Below are 20,988 nucleotides of genomic sequence, written 5' to 3'. Positions count from 1 at the left end.
GCTCAGGAGCCGGCGGCCGCGAACCTCTGCGCGAAGTCGGGGATGAGTGAGCGGACGTAGCTCCTCGCCACATGGTCCTTGTCGAAATAGACGTGGAGTCCACCGATCGCGGCGTAGCAGGTATCGTCCGGGCAGAAGCGGTCGGACAGATCGATGACCCGGATGTCCGGTCGCTCGAGCGACCGTGCCGCCTCGGCGGCAGGGTCTGCCGGGAGCGCCTGGCTCTTCGCATTCGCGCAGTCGAGCGGTGATTCCTCGTTGCGGGCCATGCACTCGGGCGTCGAACGTTCCAGGGTCAGCGGTGTGTCCCTGATGACGAAGACCTCCGTCCCCTGGTCGGCCCAGGGGCCTACCCGATCCGAGAACGCGGTCCTGTACTGCTCGGCCTGGGACCGTCCGGTCCCGTCGTCGATCTCCTCGCCGACCGAGAAGGAGGAGAGGAAGACCAGGTCCGGTGCGTCGGCGAGGACGCGATCGGAGACGTCGGCGCTCCAGTCGAGGCATTTCTTCTGCACCGTCCCACCGGTGGCCGCCCCCATGAATGCCGATCGCTTCACGTCGACATACGGGCAGCCTCCCACGAGACTGACGTTGAGTGTCCAGTTGTTCTCGCGTGCGAGCGGCAGGATTGCCGCCTTCCACTGCTCCGCGTGGGAATCGCCGATCAGCCAGACCGTCTCGCTGTCGTCCTGTCCCTCGGAGAAGTCGCACAGCGTCAGGAGCTTCTGGTCGCCCAGCATGATGGGATCGGGATGGGTGGCACATCCCTCCGCGTCGAACCAGGGCGCCTCGCCTTCGCCGACGTTCGTCACCGCGGGCGGTCCGAACGGATCCGCGCAGGCGGAGGACGACAGGCTCTTGGCGCCGAAGCACTCGTCGCCCGAGAGCGCGTCGAGACGCTGCGCCTCCTCTGCCTGGGCGAGGGTCGCAGCCGCTACAGCACCCGCGCACGCCACGAGGACGAGGACAGTAGCCACGGCGGTCATGCCCAGCACCCTTCTCGGTGTCGCTCCCGGGAGCAGCCGGGAGCGGCCCGGGTCTTCGACGTACTTCTTCGTCAGTCCCGCCAGCACGACCGACAGCAGGAGGGCCCCGAGAAGATCGACCGCACCCAGAGTGCGACCCATGATCGACGGCAGCAGGATGATGACCGGCCAGTGCCAGAGATAGAGCGAGTAGGAGATGTTGCCGAGCGTCTGGACGGGGGAGACGGCCAGGAGCGCGTTGGGCGACCAGGAGGGGGACTGCGGCCCCGACATGATGACGAGTGCCGTGCCCAGCACGGGAACAGCAGCCATGTAGCCCGGGAAGGAGGTCGATTCGTCGAACACCAGTGCTGAGGCGACGACGAGGCCCAGGCCCGTCCACTGCGCGAGGCCCGCGAGCCGGAGGCGGCCGGGGAAGCGGTCGTCAGCGAACCACACGGATGCCGCAGCGGCGATGAGACCGCCGACGGCGAACTCCCACACCCGGGTGGGCGTCACGAAATAGGCCTCGCTCCTACTGGTGTAGGTCAGGAAGACCGAGAACACGAACGACGCCGCGCCGACGGCGGCGAGTGCTGCCAGCAGGACTTTCCGCGGGGAACGCAGCCTGCCCGCCAGGAGATAGACCCCGAGGAGCAGGAGGGGCCAGACCAGATAGAACTGCTCCTCGACCGAGAGGGACCAGTAGTGCTGCACCGTGGAGGCCTGGTTGTTCTGCGCGGAGTAGTCGACGGCCTGTGCGGCAAGCGACCAGTTCTCCACATAGAGGGTGGCGGCCATCGTCTCCCTGCCGATAGCGAGAAGTCTGTCCGCCGGAAGGTAGATCGCAGCCGTCAGGAGGGATGCCAGGGCGACGAGCAGTGCAGCCGGCAGGAGCCGTTTCGCCCGTCGGGCGTAGAACTGACCCAGCCTGATCCGCTTCGATCGCTGCAGCTCACCGAGCAGGTGCTTCGTGATGAGATACCCGGAGATGACGAAGAAGACATCGACTCCCACGTAACCGCCGCTGAGGAGATCCGGCCAGAGGTGATTCGCCACGACGAGCGACACAGCCAGCGCCCGGAGCGCCTGGATGTCCCGTCGCTGTGGGGAGCCGGTCCCTTGACGTCGTGGCGACCCCACCGAGGCGGTCTGGTCTATCACTCATTCTCCTAGCACTCGAGATCATCGTCCGCGAGCTGGGAGGGACGTGTGCGATCCAATGATAGCCGCCTCGGTGGGAGGGCGTGCTGTTGATGGGTGTGGGGTGGGTGGGGGGTCAGGTTCGTTTGACGCCGGTGGTTGAGGTCCAGGTGAGTGTTCCGCGTTGGAAGGTCTGGGTGCAGCGGGTGGTGGTGGGGCAGGTTTGGTTGGTGGTGGGGTAGCCGAGGGTGCCGTTCTCGGCGCCGGCTTTCCGGTAGGCGGTGCGGATGGGTCCGGTTGCGGTGATCTTGGCTCCGGTCTTGGGGCTCCACATGATTTCGCCGTTCTGGTAGGACTGGTAGCAGCCTGCGTCGCGCAGTCCGCAGATCTCGTGGGTGAGGGGGTATCCGAGGATCCCGTTCTCTGATTTGGCGTTGCGGTAGGCGGTGCGGATGGAACCTGTCGTGCTGGTCCTGGCTCCGGTCGTGGGGCTCCAGTAGATCTCGCCGCGTTGGAAGCCCTGGTAGCGACCGCCGTCACTGACCCGCAGATCTCGGCGGTGATGGGGTAGCTCAGTCTTCCGTCCTGGGCTCCGCTGGACAGGTAGAGGTCGCGGATACGGCCCTTCCGGCTGATGATCGCTCCGGTTGCGCTCGACCAGTAGATCTCGCCGCCCTGGAAGGTCTGGGTGCAGCCGCTGTCGCGGAGCCCGCAGGCCTGGGATGTGAGGGGGTAGCCCAGTCGTCCGTTCTCTGCGTTCGCTGCGCGGTAGGCGGTGCGGATGGGGCTGGTGTAGATGATCTGGGCGCCGGTGGCCGGCGACCAGGCCATCTCGCCCTTCTGGAAGGACTGGTAGCAGCCGCCGTCCTTGAGGCCGCAGGTCTCCTTGCCGGTGGGGTAGCCCAGCACTCCGTTCTCGGCGCCGGAGGCGCGGTAGGCGGTGCGGATCAATCCAGCCCTGCTGATCTGCGCGCCGGTGTTCGTCGTGTAGAGGATTTCTCCTCGCTGGAAGGCCTGGTAGCGCCCGGAGAGCCTCAGTCCGCAGATTTCCGAGCTGGTGGGATAGCCGAGGGCACCGTTCTCGGCGCCGGAGGCGCGGTAGGCGGTACGGATCGGGCCTGCCTTGGAGATCCGTGCTCCGGAGGTCGAGGACCAGATGATCTCTCCCTGCTGGAAGGCCTGGAAGCATCCGTCGGCTTTCAAGCCGCAGGTCTCCGGGCCGATGGGGAACCCCAGCGCCCCGTTCTCAGCGCCGGCACCACGGTAGGCCGTGCGGATCACGCCTGCCTTGGAGATCGCTGCTCCCGAGGCCGTGGACCAGAACACCTCGCCGTTCTGGAAGGACTGGTAGCAGCCGTTGTCCCGTATTCCACAGACCTGCGCGGCCTTGGGGTAGCCCAGCGCGCCGTTCTGGGCGCCGGACGCCAGCCAGGCGCTGCGGATCTGTCCGTTCAGGGACACGGCGGCGCCCGAAGCGCTGGACCAGATGACCGCACCATTGACGAAATTCTGGTAGCAACCCCCTCCGACCAGACCGCACTGCACCTCCGACTTCGCACCCCCGAGCTGCGGAGAACCAGCGACAACCGACGAGATCGCCGACATCGCAGCAGCAGGCGTCATGGTGGTGTTGAGGGCGAAGGCCTTCAGGCTTGCGAGGTCCCCGTTCCACTGGTTCCAGTCGCCGACGACCGGCCCGCTGTCGGTGTACTGCCACACGTTCTGCTTGGCCCACCCGCTGGGCATGGCGCCGGGCGTCGTCGCTCCGTAGCGCGCCAGGTGCAGTGCGTGGTCGCCGAACGCCGTCGTGTTTCCCGTGCACTGATCCCACCAGTTCGCCGTCGTGTAGATCATCGGCTTCCTGCCGGTCAGGACCTGCATCTGCCGGGAGAAGTCGGAGATCCAGGCGACCATCTGGGAGGGCGACATGTTGTAGCAGGTATTGCCCAGCGACGTGTACGGGTTGTATTCGACGTCGAGCAGTGGCGGCAGGGTCTTCCCATCCGCACTCCACCCCCCACCGTTCCGGACGAAGAAGGTGGCCTGTGTCGTGCCCGAGGACAGGCTGGGCAGGGCGAAATGGTACGCCCCCCGGTACATGCCGGACGCAGCAGCCCCTGCGAACTGATCCGCGAAGTACGGGTTGGCATAGTCGTCGTTCTCCGTCGCCTTCACGTAGGCGAAACGTGCACCGTACCGTGACGCGGATGACCAGTCCACGAACTGTCCCTGATGGCTGCTCACGTCCACTCCCAGGACCCCACCGGGGTTCCAGTAACTGGTCGCAGCGGCACCCGCATCCGAGCGGCCCTGGACCTCACCCTGATCTCCGGCACCCTCCAGTGCCTCGGCCGCGCTCGGTACCTGAGGATCGCCGGTCTCCGCTATCCGTGCGAGCCCCTGCCCCATCGAGGCATTCCTGACCTCCGGCGCCATGGCGGTACCCTCTTGCGGCTTGCTCTTCGTCGCAGCGGGCGCCGAACTCGGCTTCGGAGCGGGGACAGCACTCTGCTGCGGAGCAGGCACCGAAGTCGGCTTCGGTGCGGGCGGCGTTGCACTAGCGGTCGCCGGAACTACGTCCGCCGGGAGAGGGGTGACCGGTGGTGCGGTCGCCGTGTTCTCGAGTGCCTGGACAGGTGACATCGACGACGGCGTCACGGGACTGACAAGTAGCGCTGCCATCAGTAGCGAGATGCCGGCCAGTCGGGAGGTTCGCTTGGTTATCACAGTGAGATCACCTATGTGCTCGGAGCCACCTCGGGAGGAGGAGATGCTCTGGATTATCGTGCTGTTGATGGGTGTGGGGTGGGTGGGGGGTCAGGTTCGTTTGACGCCGGTGGTTGAGGTCCAGGTGAGTGTTCCGCGTTGGAAGGTCTGGGTGCGGCGGGTGGTGGTGGGGCAGGTTTGGTTGGTGGTGGGGTAGCCGAGGGTGCCGTTCTCGGCGCCGGCTTTCCGGTAGGCGGTGCGGATGGGTCCGGTTGCGGTGATCTTGGCTCCGGTCTTGGGGCTCCACATGATTTCGCCGTTCTGGTAGGACTGGTAGCAGCCTGCGTCGCGCAGTCCGCAGATCTCGTGGGTGAGGGGGTATCCGAGGATCCCGTTCTCTGATTTGGCGTTGCGGTAGGCGGTGCGGATGGAACCTGTCGTGCTGGTCCTGGCTCCGGTCGTGGGGCTCCAGTAGATCTCGCCGCGTTGGAAGCCCTGGTAGCAGCCGCCGTCACGCAGCCCGCAGATCTCGGCGGTGATGGGGTAGCTCAGTCTTCCGTCCTGGGCTCCGCTGGACAGGTAGAGGTCGCGGATACGGCCCTTCCGGCTGATGATCGCTCCGGTTGCGCTCGACCAGTAGATCTCGCCGCCCTGGAAGGTCTGGGTGCAGCCGCTGTCGCGGAGCCCGCAGGCCTGGGATGTGAGGGGGTAGCCCAGTCGTCCGTTCTCTGCGTTCGCTGCGCGGTAGGCGGTGCGGATGGGGCTGGTGTAGATGATCTGGGCGCCGGTGGCCGGCGACCAGGCCATCTCGCCCTTCTGGAAGGACTGGTAGCAGCCGCCGTCCTTGAGGCCGCAGGTCTCCTTGCCGGTGGGGTAGCCCAGCACTCCGTTCTCGGCGCCGGAGGCGCGGTAGGCGGTGCGGATCAATCCAGCCCTGCTGATCTGCGCGCCGGTGTTCGTCGTGTAGAGGATTTCTCCTCGCTGGAAGGCCTGGTAGCAGCCGGAGAGCCTCAGTCCGCAGATTTCCGAGCTGGTGGGATAGCCGAGGGCACCGTTCTCGGCGCCGGAGGCGCGGTAGGCGGTACGGATCGGGCCTGCCTTGGAGATCCGTGCTCCGGAGGTCGAGGACCAGATGATCTCTCCCTGCTGGAAGGCCTGGAAGCATCCGTCGGCTTTCAAGCCGCAGGTCTCCGGGCCGATGGGGAACCCCAGCGCCCCGTTCTCAGCGCCGGCACCACGGTAGGCCGTGCGGATCACGCCTGCCTTGGAGATCGCTGCTCCCGAGGCCGTGGACCAGAACACCTCGCCGTTCTGGAAGGACTGGTAGCAGCCGTTGTCCCGTATTCCACAGACCTGCGCGGCCTTGGGGTAGCCCAGCGCGCCGTTCTGGGCGCCGGACGCCAGCCAGGCGCTGCGGATCTGTCCGTTCAGGGACACGGCGGCGCCCGAAGCGCTGGACCAGATGACCGCACCATTGACGAAATTCTGGTAGCAACCCCCTCCGACCAGACCGCACTGCACCTCCGACTTCGCACCCCCGAGCTGCGGAGAACCAGCGACAACCGACGAGATCGCCGACATCGCAGCAGCAGGCGTCATGGTGGGTGGGGTGATGGTCACGACCGCACTGGCAGCATCCGCCTGGTTCGTCGGGAAGGTGGTCGACGTGATCTCCACGCGTGTCCCCGAGTGCGTGACGAACGACTGTCCCGCCTTCCATGTGAGGGCACGGTTCGAGTAGCCGGACAGGCTGCTGTTGGGAGTGAGGACGACGGACGCGTTGCCGCTCCAGCCGAGGATGTCCTGCTTCGTGATCTTCACGCCCTGGTTACCGCCCACAGCAGCCGTCCTGTCGAAGCCGACCGGCGCGCGCAGTTCGAGGTAGTAGACCTCCTTGCTGACCGGATCGGTGAACTTCAGTGCCCGTTGCCTGTCGGTGCCGCCCCATGGCCTGAGGGTGTATTGCTGCTTGTTCGAGGGCGTTCCGATGTTCCGGATCTCGTCGCCTGAGCCGAAGCCACCGTATTCCCACAGGAAGGCGTTGATCATCGGCGAGCTGACCTGGGCGTAGCCCATCAGATCGGACATATCGCTGTACTCGGACGACCAGCAGCCCGAGTTGCCCCAGGAGGATCCGGTCCGTTCCGCGTCGACCCTTCCGTTGGAGCATGCCAGCGAGTTGGCGTGGTGCAGGCCGAGGACGTGGCCGAATTCGTGCGTCACGACGTTGTTCGTGAGTGCCGACGGGTACGGCATGATCACGCGTCCACTGGTCGCGCTGTCGGTGAACCCGCCACCGAGGATGCCCCAGGACCCGTTGTAGTTGAGGTCCGCGTGGGGGACGAAGATGACCAGCGACTCGTAGGAGCGGTACTGCCAGTTCAGCTCCTTGGTCACGGTCGCCATGATGGTGCCGTAGGAGTCGGTGATCTTCGCTGCCGACTTGTGGCGTAGCTCGTTCACCTTGGTGATGGAGAGACGACCCGCTGACGCCGAGTTCCAGTAGGCGTTCGCACCGGTGATCGAGTTGCGCGCCGCAGTCATGTTGATCGCGTCGGTGTCCGCAACTGTCTTCCCCGACAGTTGCACCGTCACCAGCGTGACGTTGAAAGTGCCCGAGCGCGGCGCGATGGCGGCGCTGCCGCCTGCGTCGTCGAGGCCCAGTGGCGACGCCGTCTTCAGCGGTGTGACCGGTTGGGCGAAGTGCTCGCCGTACCGGGCATTCGATCCAGGATCATTGAGCGGGTTCCAGTTCAGGTCCGGAACGAACGAGGTCACCTCGTTCGGTGCGGGCGACGCCGCGGGCGGCGATGCTCCTGCGGCGGCCTCGGACGGCTTCACCGTCGACGGTTCCGCGGCCGCCGCGCGTTTCTCGGTCGCGGGAACGGTCTCGGCCGGGACCGGCGCTTCGGGCGCTGTGGCCGGAAGTGTCGCGGACTCCAGCGCCTGCCGGGGGGCGACCGTGGCCGGCGACGTCGGGGCGGTCGACGGCGGCGCCGGGGCGGTCGACGGCGGCGCCGCCGGCACGGCGTCGTTCGCCATGGCGGGCACCGCGCTGCCCAGAAGTCCGAAGGACAGGAGGGCGGCGCACAGAAGCCGGGCGGGGGAGGGCAAGGTCACGGGTTTCTCCAGCAGAATCCGGGCGTCAGCCAGCTGAGTGATTGCTCGAAAGAGTACAGCCCTGTTACTAGTGGGACCCGAGTTTCGGAAGTGAAGGAAGAATCTTAGGTAAAACCTGCGCCTGTCGTCGTATTTGGTTCGGCGTGTCGGGAGGCGCACGTCCATTCCGCAGGAAAGACGCCGTGTACGCGGGATGTCCACATCTGCAGGTGACTCTGGTCGCCCTGCGTGGGCTTCAGTAGGGTGAAGGTCGGACGCGTCGGTGTGGAGCGGCCCGGGGCTATGCGGAACCATGACAATGGGAGTTTCGGATGGACGGTGTGCGGCTCGTCGAGGGGGAAGTTCGGGAACTCATCCGCCGTCGTGGCCTCGATCCGTCACGGCAGGCCTCCCAGGTGCAGGTTCTGGTCGATGATGCCGTTGCCGACTATGACGAAAGGTCGAGGCTGGGGACCCTTCCCGCGCTCGGACGACTCGATGTGGCGCGCAAGCAGGTATACGACGCCGTTGCCGGCTTCGGCGCCCTACAGCCGTTCCTCGACGACCCTACGGTCGAGGAGGTCTGGATCAATGCCCCCTCCGAGGTCTATGTGGCCCGCGACGGCGAATCGGAACTGACAGACCTCTCCCTGACCGAGAAGCAGGTCCGGGACCTCGTGGAGAAGATGCTGAAGTCTTCTGGACGGCGCCTCGACCTCTCTTCCCCGTTCGTCGATGCCTCGCTCCCCGACGGATCACGCCTTCACGTCGTGATCCCCGACGTCACGCGGCAGCACTGGTCCGTCAACATCAGGAAGTTCATCGCCCGGGCGTCGAGACTGGAGCACCTGGTGGAGCTCGGGACGCTGTCGCCCCAGGCAGCGCGCTTCCTCGGGGTCGCGGTCGCGAGCGGCTTGAACATCCTCGTCTCCGGGGCGACCCAGGCCGGCAAGACGACGATGCTCAACTGCCTTGGCGCGTCCATCGGGCCGCGCGAGCGGGTGATCACGGTGGAGGAGATCTTCGAGCTCCAGCTACCCCTGCGGGACGTCGTCGGCCTGCAGTGCCGCCAGCCGAACCTGGAGGGCCATGGCGAGATCCCGCTCCGCCGGCTGGTGAAGGAGGCTCTGCGCATGCGGCCCGACCGCCTGATCGTCGGCGAGGTGAGGGAGGCCGAGTGCCTCGACATGCTGATCGCCCTGAACAGCGGCCTCCCCGGGATGTGCAGTGTGCACGCCAACAGCGCTCATGACGGGAAACTTCGCAAAAGGCGTGTACCTTAGGGACGTAGCCGTCGGTACTCCGCAAGGGCACAGCTTGATCGGTCGGCCAGCCGAGATGCCAAGAATCCGGCTCCTTAATGCGTTCAAATGGCCGTCTGGGACCACGGCGAAATCCGCGCCGGGAGCTGGCTGCCCTCCCCTAGACCCGGCCGGGCGGACCCGCTTGTGCGCGGAGGGGGCCAACCCGATGTGCCGGGCCCAGGGATTCATCTCCGGCTCCGCGCCGTCGTACAGGCCGGCTTGGGCGGCGAGGGGTGAAGAAACTCCTCCCGGGGTAGTTTTCCCCGCTAGGATTCACCATGGACGTCAGCAAGTACCCGGTTCCGTCCTCCCAGTCTCGTTCAGCAACCATGGCCAGAAGCCGACTGGTCCCGGCGCGGCCCTCCTCGGATTCGGGGCTCAGCAGCCTGCACCGATGGAGTGTTCTCGCGGGATCCCGGCTCGCATCTGTCCGGCCCCGGGATGCTGAGCGCCGCTGCACGACCGGCGCGAGGTTGGTCGCGCGGGCTCACAAAGGAGAGGCCCGGTAACAAACCGCAGCCCTCGCTTGGAGTACCAACGACAGCGTGCCAATTCCCTCTACGCACTGCGTATCACTTGCGTGGCGGCCCACGCGGAGCGCTACGGCTCGTACCTGCGGTTCGTCGCCTTTTGAAGAACTGCTGTCGTCAACTCGCTCAGGTAGATGCTGCGGCGGTTGGAATTGAGAACCGAAGGGAGGCTATTCCCGCGTAAGGATAGACGGGGCAAATTTACCGTCCGAGTTCAACACAGTATCGGATGGCCACCCGTTCGCCTTTCGCTCTGGTGGTTTGTGCTAACCATGCGCCGATCATTCCCGCCACTCCGACCCCGATTGTAGCCGCGCCGTTATCCATGAACTCGACGGGCAGGCTTGTCGCCGCTGCAGTTAAGGCGACGGGAATTCCGAGGGAGCCCATGGTTCTCAACTCTGATCGGTGATTAACACTCTGCATGCGATGAGACTCTGCCTGCATTTTTTCAGCAAATCTTGCCGCCGCAACGCCAACTCCTTCATCTGGCAGAAGCCTTTCGTAAAGGTCCAAGGCGTCGGTTACAGTGCTCCTAAACTCTTCGAACACTCGGTGCTTACGAAGAGCGACGGCGTCACTCACAGAGAGGCTCATCGCATCGATATTCGGCAATGTCCCGAGGAGGAGTCGTTCAAAATGGCGAGTGTTCTGTTGTCCCTTTTCCATTGTAAGAGAAATTGGACGGTCCTTCCATTTATCCATCAGTGACTTGAACATTCTCTTCTCCAAGCCGTTCGTCACCGTGATGTCGCAGTAGCCGTTCACTGATACGACCCCGAACTGCCATGAGAGCTGAATCAAGGCCTGCCCAAGGTTCATAGTTGCAGTGAAGGCATCCGAAGCATTACGGAGGGATGGGCAATCCTGCCCGCAGTTCTCGTAAAGCTCGTAGACGTCCTGAGCGTACGCAATCGCAAACTGGCCCCCCTCATTTTGTGCTGCTTCATACGCCTCGATGAGATAGGTGAACTGGCGAAAATTAGTATCTACGTTGAATGCGGCTAGGACCTCTTGGCGCGCGAGGTCGGTGAAGCTGGGTCGGTGGGATTCGAATCTCATCAAACCCTTCAGGATTAAGGACTCGACCTCTGCGATCTGGTAGATCACTTTGTTCAAGAGTGCAAGCGCCTTTGCTCGGCGGTCCGCACTCCAAAGCTGTACCACCTCGATCAGCGGATCAGAGGCAACCACTCCATGGTGAGCCAGCAGAAGCATAAGTGTTCTCTTTTTCAGATTTCCTTTTGGTGTTAGTCCGAAGAAATTGTGGGTATTGAAGTGATGGTGACTGATAAGTGGCCAGATCCCAGGCGGTGGTGGTCTGAGGTTGTTCTTCTCACTGGCGCTATCACGCAAGCCGATTAGTCGCCGCAAGTCGGAGAAGTCCGCCAACCGCGCGCGACTCACAAGGACAGTGGGTTTGCACCCAAGGCTCTCCTCCAGTTGATTCAAGACATCCATGGGCGGGAGTATCCCCCATGACGCATCGGAAGGTCTAGGGCTTTCGAGACGGTCGGTGTCCCTCGATCCGGGCCGAGAGAGTCACAGTACTAAGGAGCCCATCAGGCAGACCTTGCAGCTCTCTGATGGCCCGAGAGTGCAGTATCTACGTCTCCAAGGGCTGACGCGTGCGAAGGTGGCAAAACGATCAGACGATTCCCGAGAGATCAACCAAGAGAATGACTGGACACATTTCTCATGTCCCTGAATCACAGTTCGTCACCGCGTTGCGAGGCGCAAGCTCACCTTCCGGTAACGGGGCGATTCCGCGCGTTCTTCCCGTGGGTTCCACCAGCAGCGCTTTTGAGGGCAGCCATTCGGAAGAACTTACACCTCTTAGACGTGGCCTGCACCGGCTGCAGCGCGGCGGCCGAGGGCAGCTACGACCACGCCGAAGACTTCGACGATGACTCCGAGGTTCTCGTCTTCGTCGACGAGGAAGACCCCTTCGGCTGAACCTAGCGGGCGACCGCGACCGGCTTCCATGCGGCCAGTGCCTTCTCGGGGTCATCGAGGATGCGCGCAACAGTCGTCTTGGAGATCCCGAGCTGCTGGGCAACCACCCTCTGGCTGAGCCCCTCGGCGTTCAGTCGCAGCACCTCCGCGGGGTCCGTCGTGACCGGTCCGCGGCGCCCTGGTCCGAGGTGGTCCTTCGGGTGGTCCACCCCCTGGTCCATGCGGTGGTCCACCCCTGGTCCACGAGTGGTCCTTGCCGCGGTCCTTGAGCGGTCCTTCGACTGGTCCATCCCGTGGTCCTGGACCATCTTCTTCGCGGCCCGACGCTGCCGCGAGGCGACCGATCCGTGCACCGGTGCGACAGCGAGCTGGACGGTGGTGTGCGTGGCGAAGAAGAGGCTGACAGGCATGATGCCGGCGAGGAACGCACCGAAGGCGACGCTGGGTGAGATCACCTGCGCGACGCCGTCCGGAGCGATGACGTGGGCAGCGTTGGCTGCTACGGATACTGCCGTGAAAAAGCCGACGGCGATCCACGAAATCCGCGTACTTTCGCCTCTTGCGCGCTGAACGGTGGCCGCTGCCGCGTACACGAGGATGGTCGAATCCACGACAACCGGAACCAGCCACCGGAGGTACTCGGGGATGCCCGCCCACGCCGCGGCCTGGATCATTCCGAGGAACGACAGGGAGAAGCTGGCGACCGCCAGGATGGCGACCAGTACCATCGCCAGTCGCGTGAAAACCGGGCCGTCAGCTTCGATGCGCATCCTCGGGGCTGCTCCTTCTGCGTCGTGTGTCGCCGGCTTGGACCACCGGAGGGGCAGTCTATGGACCACTTCCCACATTCTGCGTGGACCACTTCACGGACCACCCTGGACCGCGGGGTGGACCACCTCATGGACCACCCAGAAGGACCACCCTGAGGACCAGGTGGACCACGCCGGTTCATCGCCGGCGCGGAATGAGTCAGGGCCCGCTGACGAGTACCAGTGTCACCATCAGGAGCGGGACGAGGAGCAGGCCCAGGACGGCAGCGCTCAGTGCCCACCACAGGCTGCCGGCCCGGAGCGCAAGAAAGGCGCCGGCGAGTCCGAGGACCGCAGGGAGGCACAGGAGCAACAGGGGACGCCGGACGCCGTCGTCGGACCAGTCAGGCAGTACCAGCGTGATGACCAGGGCCGCTGCCATCAGAGCCCACGTCCATACCAGCCCGCGGCGGCCGGTGGTCAGCATCACTCCTGGAACTGCTCGAGGTGCTCCATGAGCCCCGGATACCGGCTGTCCTCGGCGAGGACCTTCTCGAAGTCCTTCCGGGCCAGGGCCCGCTTGCCCTCGGAGACGTAGGTGATCGCGCGCTCCACCATTGCCCGGTGGCGGAGGGCCGTCGGGCGGCTCCGGATCCGCAGCGCCTCCTTGAAGGACTCGCGGGAGGCCTCCGGGTAACCCTGCTCACGCAGGGCGATGCCGCGCTGGATGAGCAGGTAGGTGGACGCCTCGTCCTCGTTGCGCAGGCCCTCGGTCAGGTCCACGACGTCGGCCCAGCGCCCGTCGGCTTCGTAGAGGTCGGCCAGGGACACCGCGGCGATCGTGCTCGGGTTCAGCCCTTCGACGACATCGATGGCCTTCGCCAGCTCACCGTTGCGCTGCAGGAGCTCGGCCAGCAGGAGGCCGACGAACGTCCTGGACAGGGTCACCTCGACGTCGATCCCGGGCGCGATCTCGAGGCGGTGGAGATCCTCAGGCAGGTACTTCTGCAGGAACTCGTCCTTCGACGGGCTGTACCCGGTGGAGTACAGCCAGGAGATCAGCTGCAGGGACCGCTGGAGGTCATCGCGGGGGAGCGACCCGCGGAGGGTCTCGTAGAGCGCGGCGATGTGCCGGGCCGGCTCGTGGGCGGCGGCGATCCCCGGCAGCGCGTTGACATCAGGCTTGGCGACCAGCGCGCGGTGGAGCTCCTTCTCCCACTTCGGGGCGAACATGCCCGGCGTCGGGGGAGCTACCGGCTTGGGTGCCGGCGCAGGGGAAGCCGCGCGTTGGGGTGCGGCGGCCGGACGCCGGGCCGGGCCCCTGGTCGAGACGCTCTTCGTGTGCGAGATGCCGGTGCCGGGCACGGACAGGGTGCGGGACACGCGGCCAGAGGTGTTGGCCGAGACGCGTGCACCCTTCACCCCGGCGCTGAGGCCGAGGCTCTTGTTCGTCACCGTCATCCGCACCCCGGGCGCGATCTTGAACGACTTCCGGACCTTGAAGCCCATTCTTCCCCCTGCTACTGAGCTACGTTGTACTGGTGGACGACGTCTTCGTTGATCCGGCCTCGACTGTTGACAGCGATCTCCGTCTCCTTCGCCCACGCTCGGATCTCTTTCGCAGTAGAGGCACGTCGCTTCGAGTTGCCCTGCGGGGCCTTGTCCTGCCCCCGACCGGCGGCGCCCCGGCTTGCGTGCACGAATCGTCCCAGAGCTGAGCGAAGTTCTTCAGCGAGCCCCTCGTTCAAGTCGACTTCACATTCTTTACCGTCGAGGCCAAAACGGACTGTCTCCGCGGCCTCCGAACCGTCAAGATCGTCTTCCAACTGAATCGTTATGCGCTGTGCCATTGAGACTCCTTACTTATGAATTGCCGCTCTTGACGTAGAGGCTATCCCACGAGGTGGTTCGAGGAGAGATGCTGTTGAAATAGGAGAGAAGCTGAGTATGTGCTTCGAACCACTGCTGAAAGACGGGGAAGTCACGCCCAGCTACCACTCAGTCGCGTGTAAACCAAGTTGCACGCTTCCTGGGACCCGGCTTCCATCATCGAAGGTTACTTCTGGGACAGCTCAGTTTTAGAAGAGTTTCCAGGTAGCGACCTACGCCAATACAGGCTCGCCAGTATTTTGTCCGCCACCAATAGGGGTTTGAGCCTGCCTGGCTGTGCTGAGTCGACCGCATTAGCTTGGCCGCATTTCATCGCGCTGACTACTGTTGCCGGTTCGGCCTCATGAAGTTTCGGTGCCGTTCGTTCCGGCGCTGAACCGGAGGCCATCAATAACTCAACGGCGACGATCCACCCAATCGCGTCGAAGATCGAGATCCGCAAGGAGGGCAAGCTCGGGCGCGTGCACTACCCGGCGCCCTTCCTCACGGACGACAACCAGGAGTGCTATCAGGACGCCTACGAGATCGGCTATGAGAAGGTCATCGACCCGTATGCCGCGGCCACGCAGCACGTGGACCAGGGCCTGTCCCTGACGCTGTTCTTCAAGGACACCGCGACGACGCGCGAGACCAACAAGGCGCAGATCTACGCTTGGCGCAAGCGCATCAAGACCATCTACTACATCCGCCTGCCCGGATGGCGCTGGAGGGAACCGAGGTGGAGGGCTGCGTTTCCTGCCAGCTGTGACGGCCTGAAGCAGCAGGTGAGCCCCGGCGGACCAGGTCTGCCGAGGCTTTCCCATGTTCTAGATCCGGCGCTTGTAGTGGTCGTGGGTCAGCTTCAGCTGCTCCGCCCAAAACTCGTAGCGCCGCTCCTTCGAGGCGCCGGCCTCCAGATGTCCAAGGTGCTCGGCCAGGGCGTAGAAGCCGCTGCCCGGGCCGCGCTCGAGCTCGGCGAGGGCTGCCACCGAGGACAGCATGAAGCGGCTGTGCAGCAGATCGTCCTTCACCACGTCGGCCAGCAGCGTGCCGAGGGCATTCCGTTCGGCATCCTGCGAGAAGTCGAAGGGCACCGTGCCGGCGTCCTCGGCCACCTGGCGGTTGAGCTCAGAGTAGGTGATCAGCTCCTGACGGCGGGCTGTGTGGACCATGAGGCTGCGCGCAGCCTCCATCATCGATTGCCAAGCATCGTCGGTGCGTCCGTGCGGCATGGTGCCCTTCCTGTCGACTCCGGAAAGCCTAGCCGTCGAGCGTCCCCGGACCGCCCTATGCTCTGGTGAGGGAATCGGCACTGGGGAAGGGTGCGGCATGGGGGACAGGAACGGGGCGAAGGCTCAACGGATCCGCCAGAAGTACGCGATACCGGGCCACATCCCGGTATGGATCGGCCAGCAGGGGTGGGCCGCATACGGCGAGGGCATTCTGTCCGTGATGATGACTCTGACGCCCATGGTGGTCATCCCCGTCCAGGACCTGACAGGAGTCGACTTCAAGCCCGCCGGCACCCTGACGCAAGGCAGCATCCGGTTCCGGCGCCCGACGGACAAGTTTGGCGACCGCCAGGACATCATCTTCGGGCCGCAGGACGAGTCGGCCTTCGCGCAGCTGCAGCACATGATCGAGAACGACAGGGCTTCTGGCATCCAGGCGCAGCGCCCAGCGGCCGCGGCGGTTCAGCAGGCTCCGCCGGGACAGGGGCCCGGCCCGGTAGCTGCCGACGGCGCAGCCCCAGTAAGCGACGAGAAATTCCGGACCAAGTACAAGATCCCAGCTGATGCCCTCCTCGCGCGCGCCCTGGGTGCCGGGTACGTCGCATTCGATGGGCACTTCGTCACCATCCAGCACATCGGCCTGGGTCGCTTGACGATCGGCAAGGGCGTGAAGCGTGTGCCGATCACCGCGATCTCAAGCGTCCAGATCAAGCCCTCCGGGATCGTCATGTCCGGCTTCATCCAGTTCTCGATCGCAGGCGGCAACGAGAAGGTCAGCGCTTTCGGCCACCAGACGATGAGCGCTGTGAAGGACGAGAACTCGGTCACCTTCGGCATGGGCGAGGACGCCGCCTTTATCGCCATACGGGACGCCGTGGAGGCGGCCCAACGCGCGCTGCACCGGCCGCAGGCAGCACTGGCGCCTCAGCAGGCACCGGCCCCTGACGACGTCTTCGCCCAGCTGGAGAAGCTCGGCCGGCTGCGGGACGCAGGTTTCGTCACGGACGCCGAGTTCGAGGCGAAGAAGGCGGAAATGCTCGGGCGCATGTAGGACGCGGACAGGTCGGTGTCGGCCGTCGGAGCTCGGGCCGCATAGTGATCAGAACCAACCCATCAGATCGAAGGAATCCTGTATCCCCCACACTCCTCGCCAGCTCCGTTCAGGCCATCAACTGGAACCGCATCCAGGATGACAAGGACGTCGAGGTCTGGAACCGCCTGGTGAACAACTTCTGGCTGCCCGAGAAGGTCCCGCTGTCCAACGACATCCAGTCCTGGGCCACCCTGACGCCGGAGGAGCAGACGCTCACCATGCGCGTCTTCACGGGGCTCACCCTGCTGGACACGGTGCAGGCCACCGTGGGTGCCGTGAGCCTTCTCCCTGACGCCATCACGCCGCACGAGGAGGCCGTTCTCACGAACATCGCGTTCATGGAGTCGGTGCACGCCAAGAGCTACTCGTCCATCTTCTCGACGCTCTGCTCGACCAAGGAGATCGACGAGGCCTTCCGCTGGTCGACGGAGAACGAGTTCCTGCAGAAGAAGGCCGAGATCGTCGGCCGCTACTACGCCGGCGACGACCCCCTCAAGCGCAAGGTCGCCTCCACGCTGCTCGAGAGTTTCCTGTTCTACTCCGGCTTCTACCTGCCCATGTACTGGTCCTCGCGCGCGAAGCTCACGAACACGGCCGACCTGGTGCGCCTGATCATCCGTGACGAGGCCGTGCACGGCTACTACATCGGCTACAAGTTCCAGCGCGGGCTCGAGGGCGCGACGGCCGAGCGCCGCCAGGAGATCAAGGACTACGCGTTCGAGCTGCTCTTCGAGCTGTACGAGAACGAGGTCCAGTACACCCACGACCTGTACGACGGCGTGGGCCTGGCCGAGGACGTCAAGAAGTTCCTGCACTACAACGCCAACAAGGCCTTGATGAACCTCGGCTACGAGGCGATGTTCCCGTCGTCCGTCACCGACGTGAACCCGGCGATCCTGTCGGCACTGTCGCCCAACGCGGACGAGAACCACGACTTCTTCAGCGGGTCGGGGAGCAGCTACGTCATCGGGAAAGCGGTCAACACCGAGGACGCCGACTGGGACTTTTAGTCGCCCATTTGCCAAGCTAGTTGGCGGAAGTGACAACCTAGTTGGCACTGCTCGCCTCGCTGGAAGGGCTGGCTCCAACGGTACTCTCAAGTGCCGCCGGAGACCAGCCCTTTCTTTTTTCACCCAGGGTCAGGCGTCGATACGAACGTGACGTGCCGCACACATGAGGGTATGAGCACAGAAGCCCTCTAGCACACGGCCCCTGTCGAGACTGAGACAATGTGGGAGGTCAAGATCGGCGACGCCGCGGGTCAGTTCTTCTCCTCGCGCCGTAAGACAGCAGCAGGTCTGGTCAGACTCGCTGAGCGACGGATGGAGCAGGGCAGAACTCTGAACTTCACCGTCCTGCGCCTGGACGCGAAGGACCGACCCGAATGGGATGCCAGCCACGACGTCGCCCAGGTGTTCGCCGCGATCGGCTGGCCGGCTTCCGGCTGCGATGCCCAGCGTGAGGAAACCACCGACGTGCTCGAGGCAATCCTCAGCGCCTGACCGACGTGCTGGCAGGATGAGAACCGAATCAGTCCGCACTCCGACAGGAGCCTCATGTCACAGCCCCAGTTCATCCCGAATCCTGCCTACGTCCAGCCGCGCTACGGCTCCGTGTTCGGACTGGGCATCACCACTGGAATTCTCGCGATTCTCAGCAGCCTCTGGCTGGCTCTCCTCGGGATCGGGTTGCTGGTGTACGCCCAGAGTTGGGTTGAGTACGGGGGAGGGCGCCTCTTTGTCATCTCAGGGATTTTGGGCGCGGTTCTGTCCGCCTTCGCCGTCGTGATGTTCGTGCTCGGCATCCTTGCAATCGTGAAGAACCGGATGCGCGGCGTGAAGCTCCTTGCGACCCTCCTCGTAGTTGCTGTCGCTTCCGTCGTCGTCGCCGTCATTGCCGGCGCCCTCGGTTATGCCGGCACCCATTTCTCGGTCCTCACCACCGTGATTATGCTGCCGCTGATCATCCTGTCCCTGCTGGCCGCTCTGGCAGCACGCCGGACGGCGAATCAGTCTGCACCGCGGGATTGATCAGGATCGCTGCTCTGGTCGGAGCAACCCTCGGTCTGTGAGCCGAGTGCTGGCAGGATGAGGGGCACCATCCCGCCTGATCGGAGCGACCTTGTCCCAACACCAGCACCAGTTCCACCCGAACTTCGGCTACGCGGCTGCTCCACCGCCCCGCCCGACATTCTTCGGGCTCGGGATCACAGCGGGCATTCTCGGCATCCTCAGCAGCCTCCTGCTCGCCCCGGTCGCAATCAGCTTGCTCGCATACGCCCAGAGTGGCATTAAGTACGGAGGCGGGGCTCCGTACGACGGGGCCGGCGTCATCGGAGGGGCGCTCATGGTGATCGCTGTCCTGATGTTCGTGCTCAGCATCTTGGCGATCGTTCTCAACCGGAAACGCGGCGTGAAGCTCCTCACATCTCTCCTGGCCACGGCTGTCATCTCTGTTGCTCTGACCGCGATCTCGGGCGCGATCGGATACACCGGGGTGCAGTTCGCGTTCGTCACTGCAGTGTTCATGCTGCCGCTCATCATCCTGAGTCCGCTGGCGATCCTTGCCGCACGCAAAGCAGCAAAGGAGCCTGCGCTCCACCGCTGAGGACCGTGCGAAGGAAGCCCGCTCCGGCGGGCTTTCTCTTTGCCCGAAGAGCGCCGGCGGGTCCTCCGCACACATGAGGGGAAACGACCCCGAGGAGACCCGTGCGCTATTCCGCCGAGAGCCAGGAGCAGTACCCGCAGCAGGACATGGAGGAGCTGCTCATCCAGTTCGCCGCCGAGACGCTGCCCGCGTCGCGTTCGAGAAGGCGGCGCACGAGGGCCTCACGTTCGCATCCCGTTTCGATACAGGCGAGGTGTGGGACCGCACGTCGTCATCGGCTTGGGCGATCGTGTACCGGTGCGTAATCTACGAAGATTCGCGTGCCTCACCGAGTCAAAGGAGTGTGGATGACGACTTGAGGTACCTCGATGAGGAATCAGGGCATGAGGAGCTCCTAGAAGTGACTCTTCCGGACTCTGCGACCCCCGTTCACCTGCGCAAGGACATCCGCGACTTGAGATTAGTTACCTCCTCAGGCTGGAATTAGAAGCCACAAGTTGCTGCGTCGACAACGGGGGAGGGGCGCTTTTCGCTCCATCCGGTTTGCAAGAAGCGGTCCACCGATCTCGCTGCTATCAGGAGTGCTCTTCGAAGTTCACACAGCCACAGCGTTCTGTGTGCAGGTCCGCTAGGACCACTCTGCGACGGTGCGAATGACTAGCCCGGTATGGTCGCCATAGATCGCGGGGTAGAGGCCCCTTTTCGTTTAACCTGATTGAGTCTCAAGTCAGCGCTCATTGCCGGTCTCTTCTGTATGAGCTACAAATCGCGACTACTCACCGACCTGCGACGACTAATGGTTCGACCGCCAAGGATCCAGTGTTGGTCAATTTCAAGAGCACGGCATTTCCCTCCCGGTTCAGCTCTTTGCCAAGTACATGCACTTGCGTTTTGGTGCCATCCGCTCGTTCCAGCCGATGTTGTCGGCGTTGATGCCAATGCCCGCAAAGCACCATAGGTGGCTGGAGGCGGTCGATGACCGAGTCCAGCAACCGCCTTGTTTCTCCGGCTCGCTCCGCAATGTGCGGCAGTAGGTCCAACTCACTTCTCATTGGAACGGAGGCCGGAACGTCGTGGGTGAGCAGGACATCGACGGCCCCACCAGCGACCAGACGCTCGGCTTCCTGCCATGTGGGCTCCTCGGTGGGCCACCAGTCTTTTCCTGCTTTGCGCCGGTGTTGGTCGACGCTGTAGGCACCGCCTAGCCCGCCGATGACTAGACCATCGACAGTGGTGCGCCCACCGCGGGGAAGTACCAGGATCTGCTCCGTAAACTTCGCGGTACCGTCTTCGTCGACAGGCAGTTTTTCGATCGTGCTCCAGTTGTCATGGTTACCGGGGGAGACAATAACGCGCATGTTGCGGCCTGCCAGCCGCTGGCCGAGCTTGCTCTCGTAGCGACCACGCTGGGGACCGGGGAAGTCGAGACCAAAGTCGCCCACGTGCAGCAGAGTCCTCACTCCCGCGCGCTCAGCGGCGTCGATGGCACCGAGACCCCAGCCAAGGTGCCCGTGCCAATCGCCGAAGACGGCCAAGGGAGCATGAGTCAGGTTCATGTGATAAACCTATGTGCTGTTGCGAGAAAGGGTTGCGCCTCGCTAGCTGTGCCAGCCCATCCTGGACGACGCTGGGTCGAGTCACTGACTCCCGACGAAGTCAGTGAGAGGGATGCCAGCATCGGCGTTCGTTGTCACGAAACCATCGAATGTGCACGTTGTTTACAGCCTTTGCAGCT

The 20,988-nt window shown here is 64.3% G+C and carries 16 protein-coding genes and 3 pseudogenes; 8 read left to right on the top strand and 11 right to left on the bottom strand.

What is annotated here, in order from left to right; translation table 11 throughout:
* Positions 1 to 2 precede the first annotated feature (2 nt).
* The 4 genes and pseudogenes from NVV32_RS11315 to NVV32_RS11300 all read right to left on the bottom strand — a co-directional run bounded on the left by NVV32_RS11315 (position 3) and on the right by NVV32_RS11300 (position 7,934).
* Positions 3 to 2,129 carry an acyltransferase family protein gene (locus NVV32_RS11315; protein ID WP_422390232.1) on the bottom strand — a complete coding sequence of 709 codons (2,127 nt, stop codon included), beginning with the start codon at positions 2,127 to 2,129 and terminating at the stop codon, positions 3 to 5.
* Positions 2,130 to 2,244: 115 nt separating this feature from the next.
* The gene (locus NVV32_RS11310) at positions 2,245 to 2,610 is read right to left on the bottom strand and encodes an LGFP repeat-containing protein (protein WP_422392037.1); all 366 of its coding nucleotides are present in this window, start codon (positions 2,608 to 2,610) and stop codon (positions 2,245 to 2,247) included.
* A gap of 137 nt (positions 2,611 to 2,747) precedes the next feature.
* Positions 2,748 to 4,517, bottom strand: a pseudogene (locus tag NVV32_RS11305) (GH25 family lysozyme); the annotation flags it as partial.
* Between the two features lie 408 nt (positions 4,518 to 4,925).
* On the bottom strand, positions 4,926 to 7,934 hold the full coding sequence (locus NVV32_RS11300) for a hypothetical protein (protein WP_422390231.1): 3,009 nt from the start codon (positions 7,932 to 7,934) through the stop codon (positions 4,926 to 4,928).
* Between the two features lie 311 nt (positions 7,935 to 8,245).
* Between NVV32_RS11300 and NVV32_RS11295 the strand changes: the two are divergent.
* Positions 8,246 to 9,166: pseudogene (locus tag NVV32_RS11295) on the top strand (CpaF family protein); the annotation flags it as partial.
* Between the two features lie 782 nt (positions 9,167 to 9,948).
* Here NVV32_RS11295 and NVV32_RS11290 read toward each other — a convergent pair.
* A complete protein-coding gene (locus NVV32_RS11290; RefSeq protein ID WP_422390230.1) occupies positions 9,949 to 11,208 on the bottom strand; it encodes a hypothetical protein in 1,260 nt (419 codons plus the stop codon).
* A gap of 237 nt (positions 11,209 to 11,445) precedes the next feature.
* Between NVV32_RS11290 and NVV32_RS11285 the strand changes: the two genes are divergently transcribed.
* Positions 11,446 to 11,703, top strand: coding sequence for a hypothetical protein (locus tag NVV32_RS11285; protein ID WP_422390229.1), 258 nt, complete (start codon positions 11,446 to 11,448; stop codon positions 11,701 to 11,703).
* A gap of 2 nt (positions 11,704 to 11,705) precedes the next feature.
* On the opposite strand, the gene NVV32_RS11280 is transcribed toward NVV32_RS11285, so the two are convergent.
* The 4 genes from NVV32_RS11280 to NVV32_RS11265 form a co-directional block, all read right to left on the bottom strand.
* Complete coding sequence (locus NVV32_RS11280) at positions 11,706 to 12,473, bottom strand: DUF2637 domain-containing protein (RefSeq protein WP_422390228.1); 768 nt, start codon at positions 12,471 to 12,473, stop codon at positions 11,706 to 11,708.
* Positions 12,474 to 12,672: 199 nt separating this feature from the next.
* Positions 12,673 to 12,939, bottom strand: coding sequence for a hypothetical protein (locus NVV32_RS11275; protein ID WP_422390227.1), 267 nt, complete (start codon positions 12,937 to 12,939; stop codon positions 12,673 to 12,675).
* On the bottom strand, positions 12,939 to 13,961 hold the full coding sequence (locus NVV32_RS11270) for a DUF4236 domain-containing protein (RefSeq protein WP_422390226.1): 1,023 nt from the start codon (positions 13,959 to 13,961) through the stop codon (positions 12,939 to 12,941). Before NVV32_RS11270 ends, NVV32_RS11275 begins: the two co-directional genes overlap by 1 nt.
* 11 nt (positions 13,962 to 13,972) lie before the next feature.
* Positions 13,973 to 14,302, bottom strand: a complete 330-nt coding sequence (locus tag NVV32_RS11265; protein WP_422390225.1) for a histone-like nucleoid-structuring protein Lsr2 — start codon at positions 14,300 to 14,302, stop codon at positions 13,973 to 13,975.
* 426 nt (positions 14,303 to 14,728) lie between these two features.
* Here NVV32_RS11265 and NVV32_RS11260 point away from each other — a divergent pair.
* Positions 14,729 to 15,090 (top strand): annotated as a pseudogene (locus NVV32_RS11260) (ribonucleotide-diphosphate reductase subunit alpha); the annotation flags it as partial.
* 58 nt (positions 15,091 to 15,148) lie between these two features.
* Here NVV32_RS11260 and NVV32_RS11255 read toward each other — a convergent pair.
* Positions 15,149 to 15,553 (bottom strand): hypothetical protein, encoded by a 405-nt coding sequence (locus tag NVV32_RS11255; protein ID WP_422390224.1) that lies wholly within the window; start codon positions 15,551 to 15,553, stop codon positions 15,149 to 15,151.
* Positions 15,554 to 15,791: 238 nt separating this feature from the next.
* Between NVV32_RS11255 and NVV32_RS11250 the strand changes: the two genes are divergently transcribed.
* The 5 genes from NVV32_RS11250 to NVV32_RS11230 all read left to right on the top strand — a co-directional run bounded on the left by NVV32_RS11250 (position 15,792) and on the right by NVV32_RS11230 (position 19,253).
* A complete protein-coding gene (locus NVV32_RS11250) occupies positions 15,792 to 16,604 on the top strand; it encodes a DUF4429 domain-containing protein (protein WP_422390223.1) in 813 nt (270 codons plus the stop codon).
* A 47-nt stretch (positions 16,605 to 16,651) separates the two neighbouring features.
* A complete protein-coding gene (nrdF, locus tag NVV32_RS11245; RefSeq protein ID WP_422392036.1) occupies positions 16,652 to 17,656 on the top strand; it encodes a class 1b ribonucleoside-diphosphate reductase subunit beta in 1,005 nt (334 codons plus the stop codon).
* 219 nt (positions 17,657 to 17,875) lie between these two features.
* Positions 17,876 to 18,148, top strand: a complete 273-nt coding sequence (locus NVV32_RS11240; RefSeq protein WP_422390222.1) for a hypothetical protein — start codon at positions 17,876 to 17,878, stop codon at positions 18,146 to 18,148.
* Positions 18,149 to 18,202: 54 nt separating this feature from the next.
* Complete coding sequence (locus NVV32_RS11235; protein ID WP_422390221.1) at positions 18,203 to 18,676, top strand: hypothetical protein; 474 nt, start codon at positions 18,203 to 18,205, stop codon at positions 18,674 to 18,676.
* Between the two features lie 91 nt (positions 18,677 to 18,767).
* Positions 18,768 to 19,253 carry a hypothetical protein gene (locus tag NVV32_RS11230; RefSeq protein ID WP_422390220.1) on the top strand — a complete coding sequence of 162 codons (486 nt, stop codon included), beginning with the start codon at positions 18,768 to 18,770 and terminating at the stop codon, positions 19,251 to 19,253.
* 776 nt (positions 19,254 to 20,029) lie between these two features.
* Here NVV32_RS11230 and NVV32_RS11225 read toward each other — a convergent pair.
* Positions 20,030 to 20,809 (bottom strand): metallophosphoesterase family protein, encoded by a 780-nt coding sequence (locus NVV32_RS11225; RefSeq protein ID WP_422390219.1) that lies wholly within the window; start codon positions 20,807 to 20,809, stop codon positions 20,030 to 20,032.
* Positions 20,810 to 20,988: the final 179 nt, after the last annotated feature.

This window comes from Arthrobacter sp. N1 (genome assembly GCF_048288285.1).
Lineage (GTDB): Bacteria > Actinomycetota > Actinomycetes > Actinomycetales > Micrococcaceae > Arthrobacter_D.
Note: the sequence above shows the minus strand (reverse complement) of the source record. Positions and strands in the feature narration are given on the sequence as shown.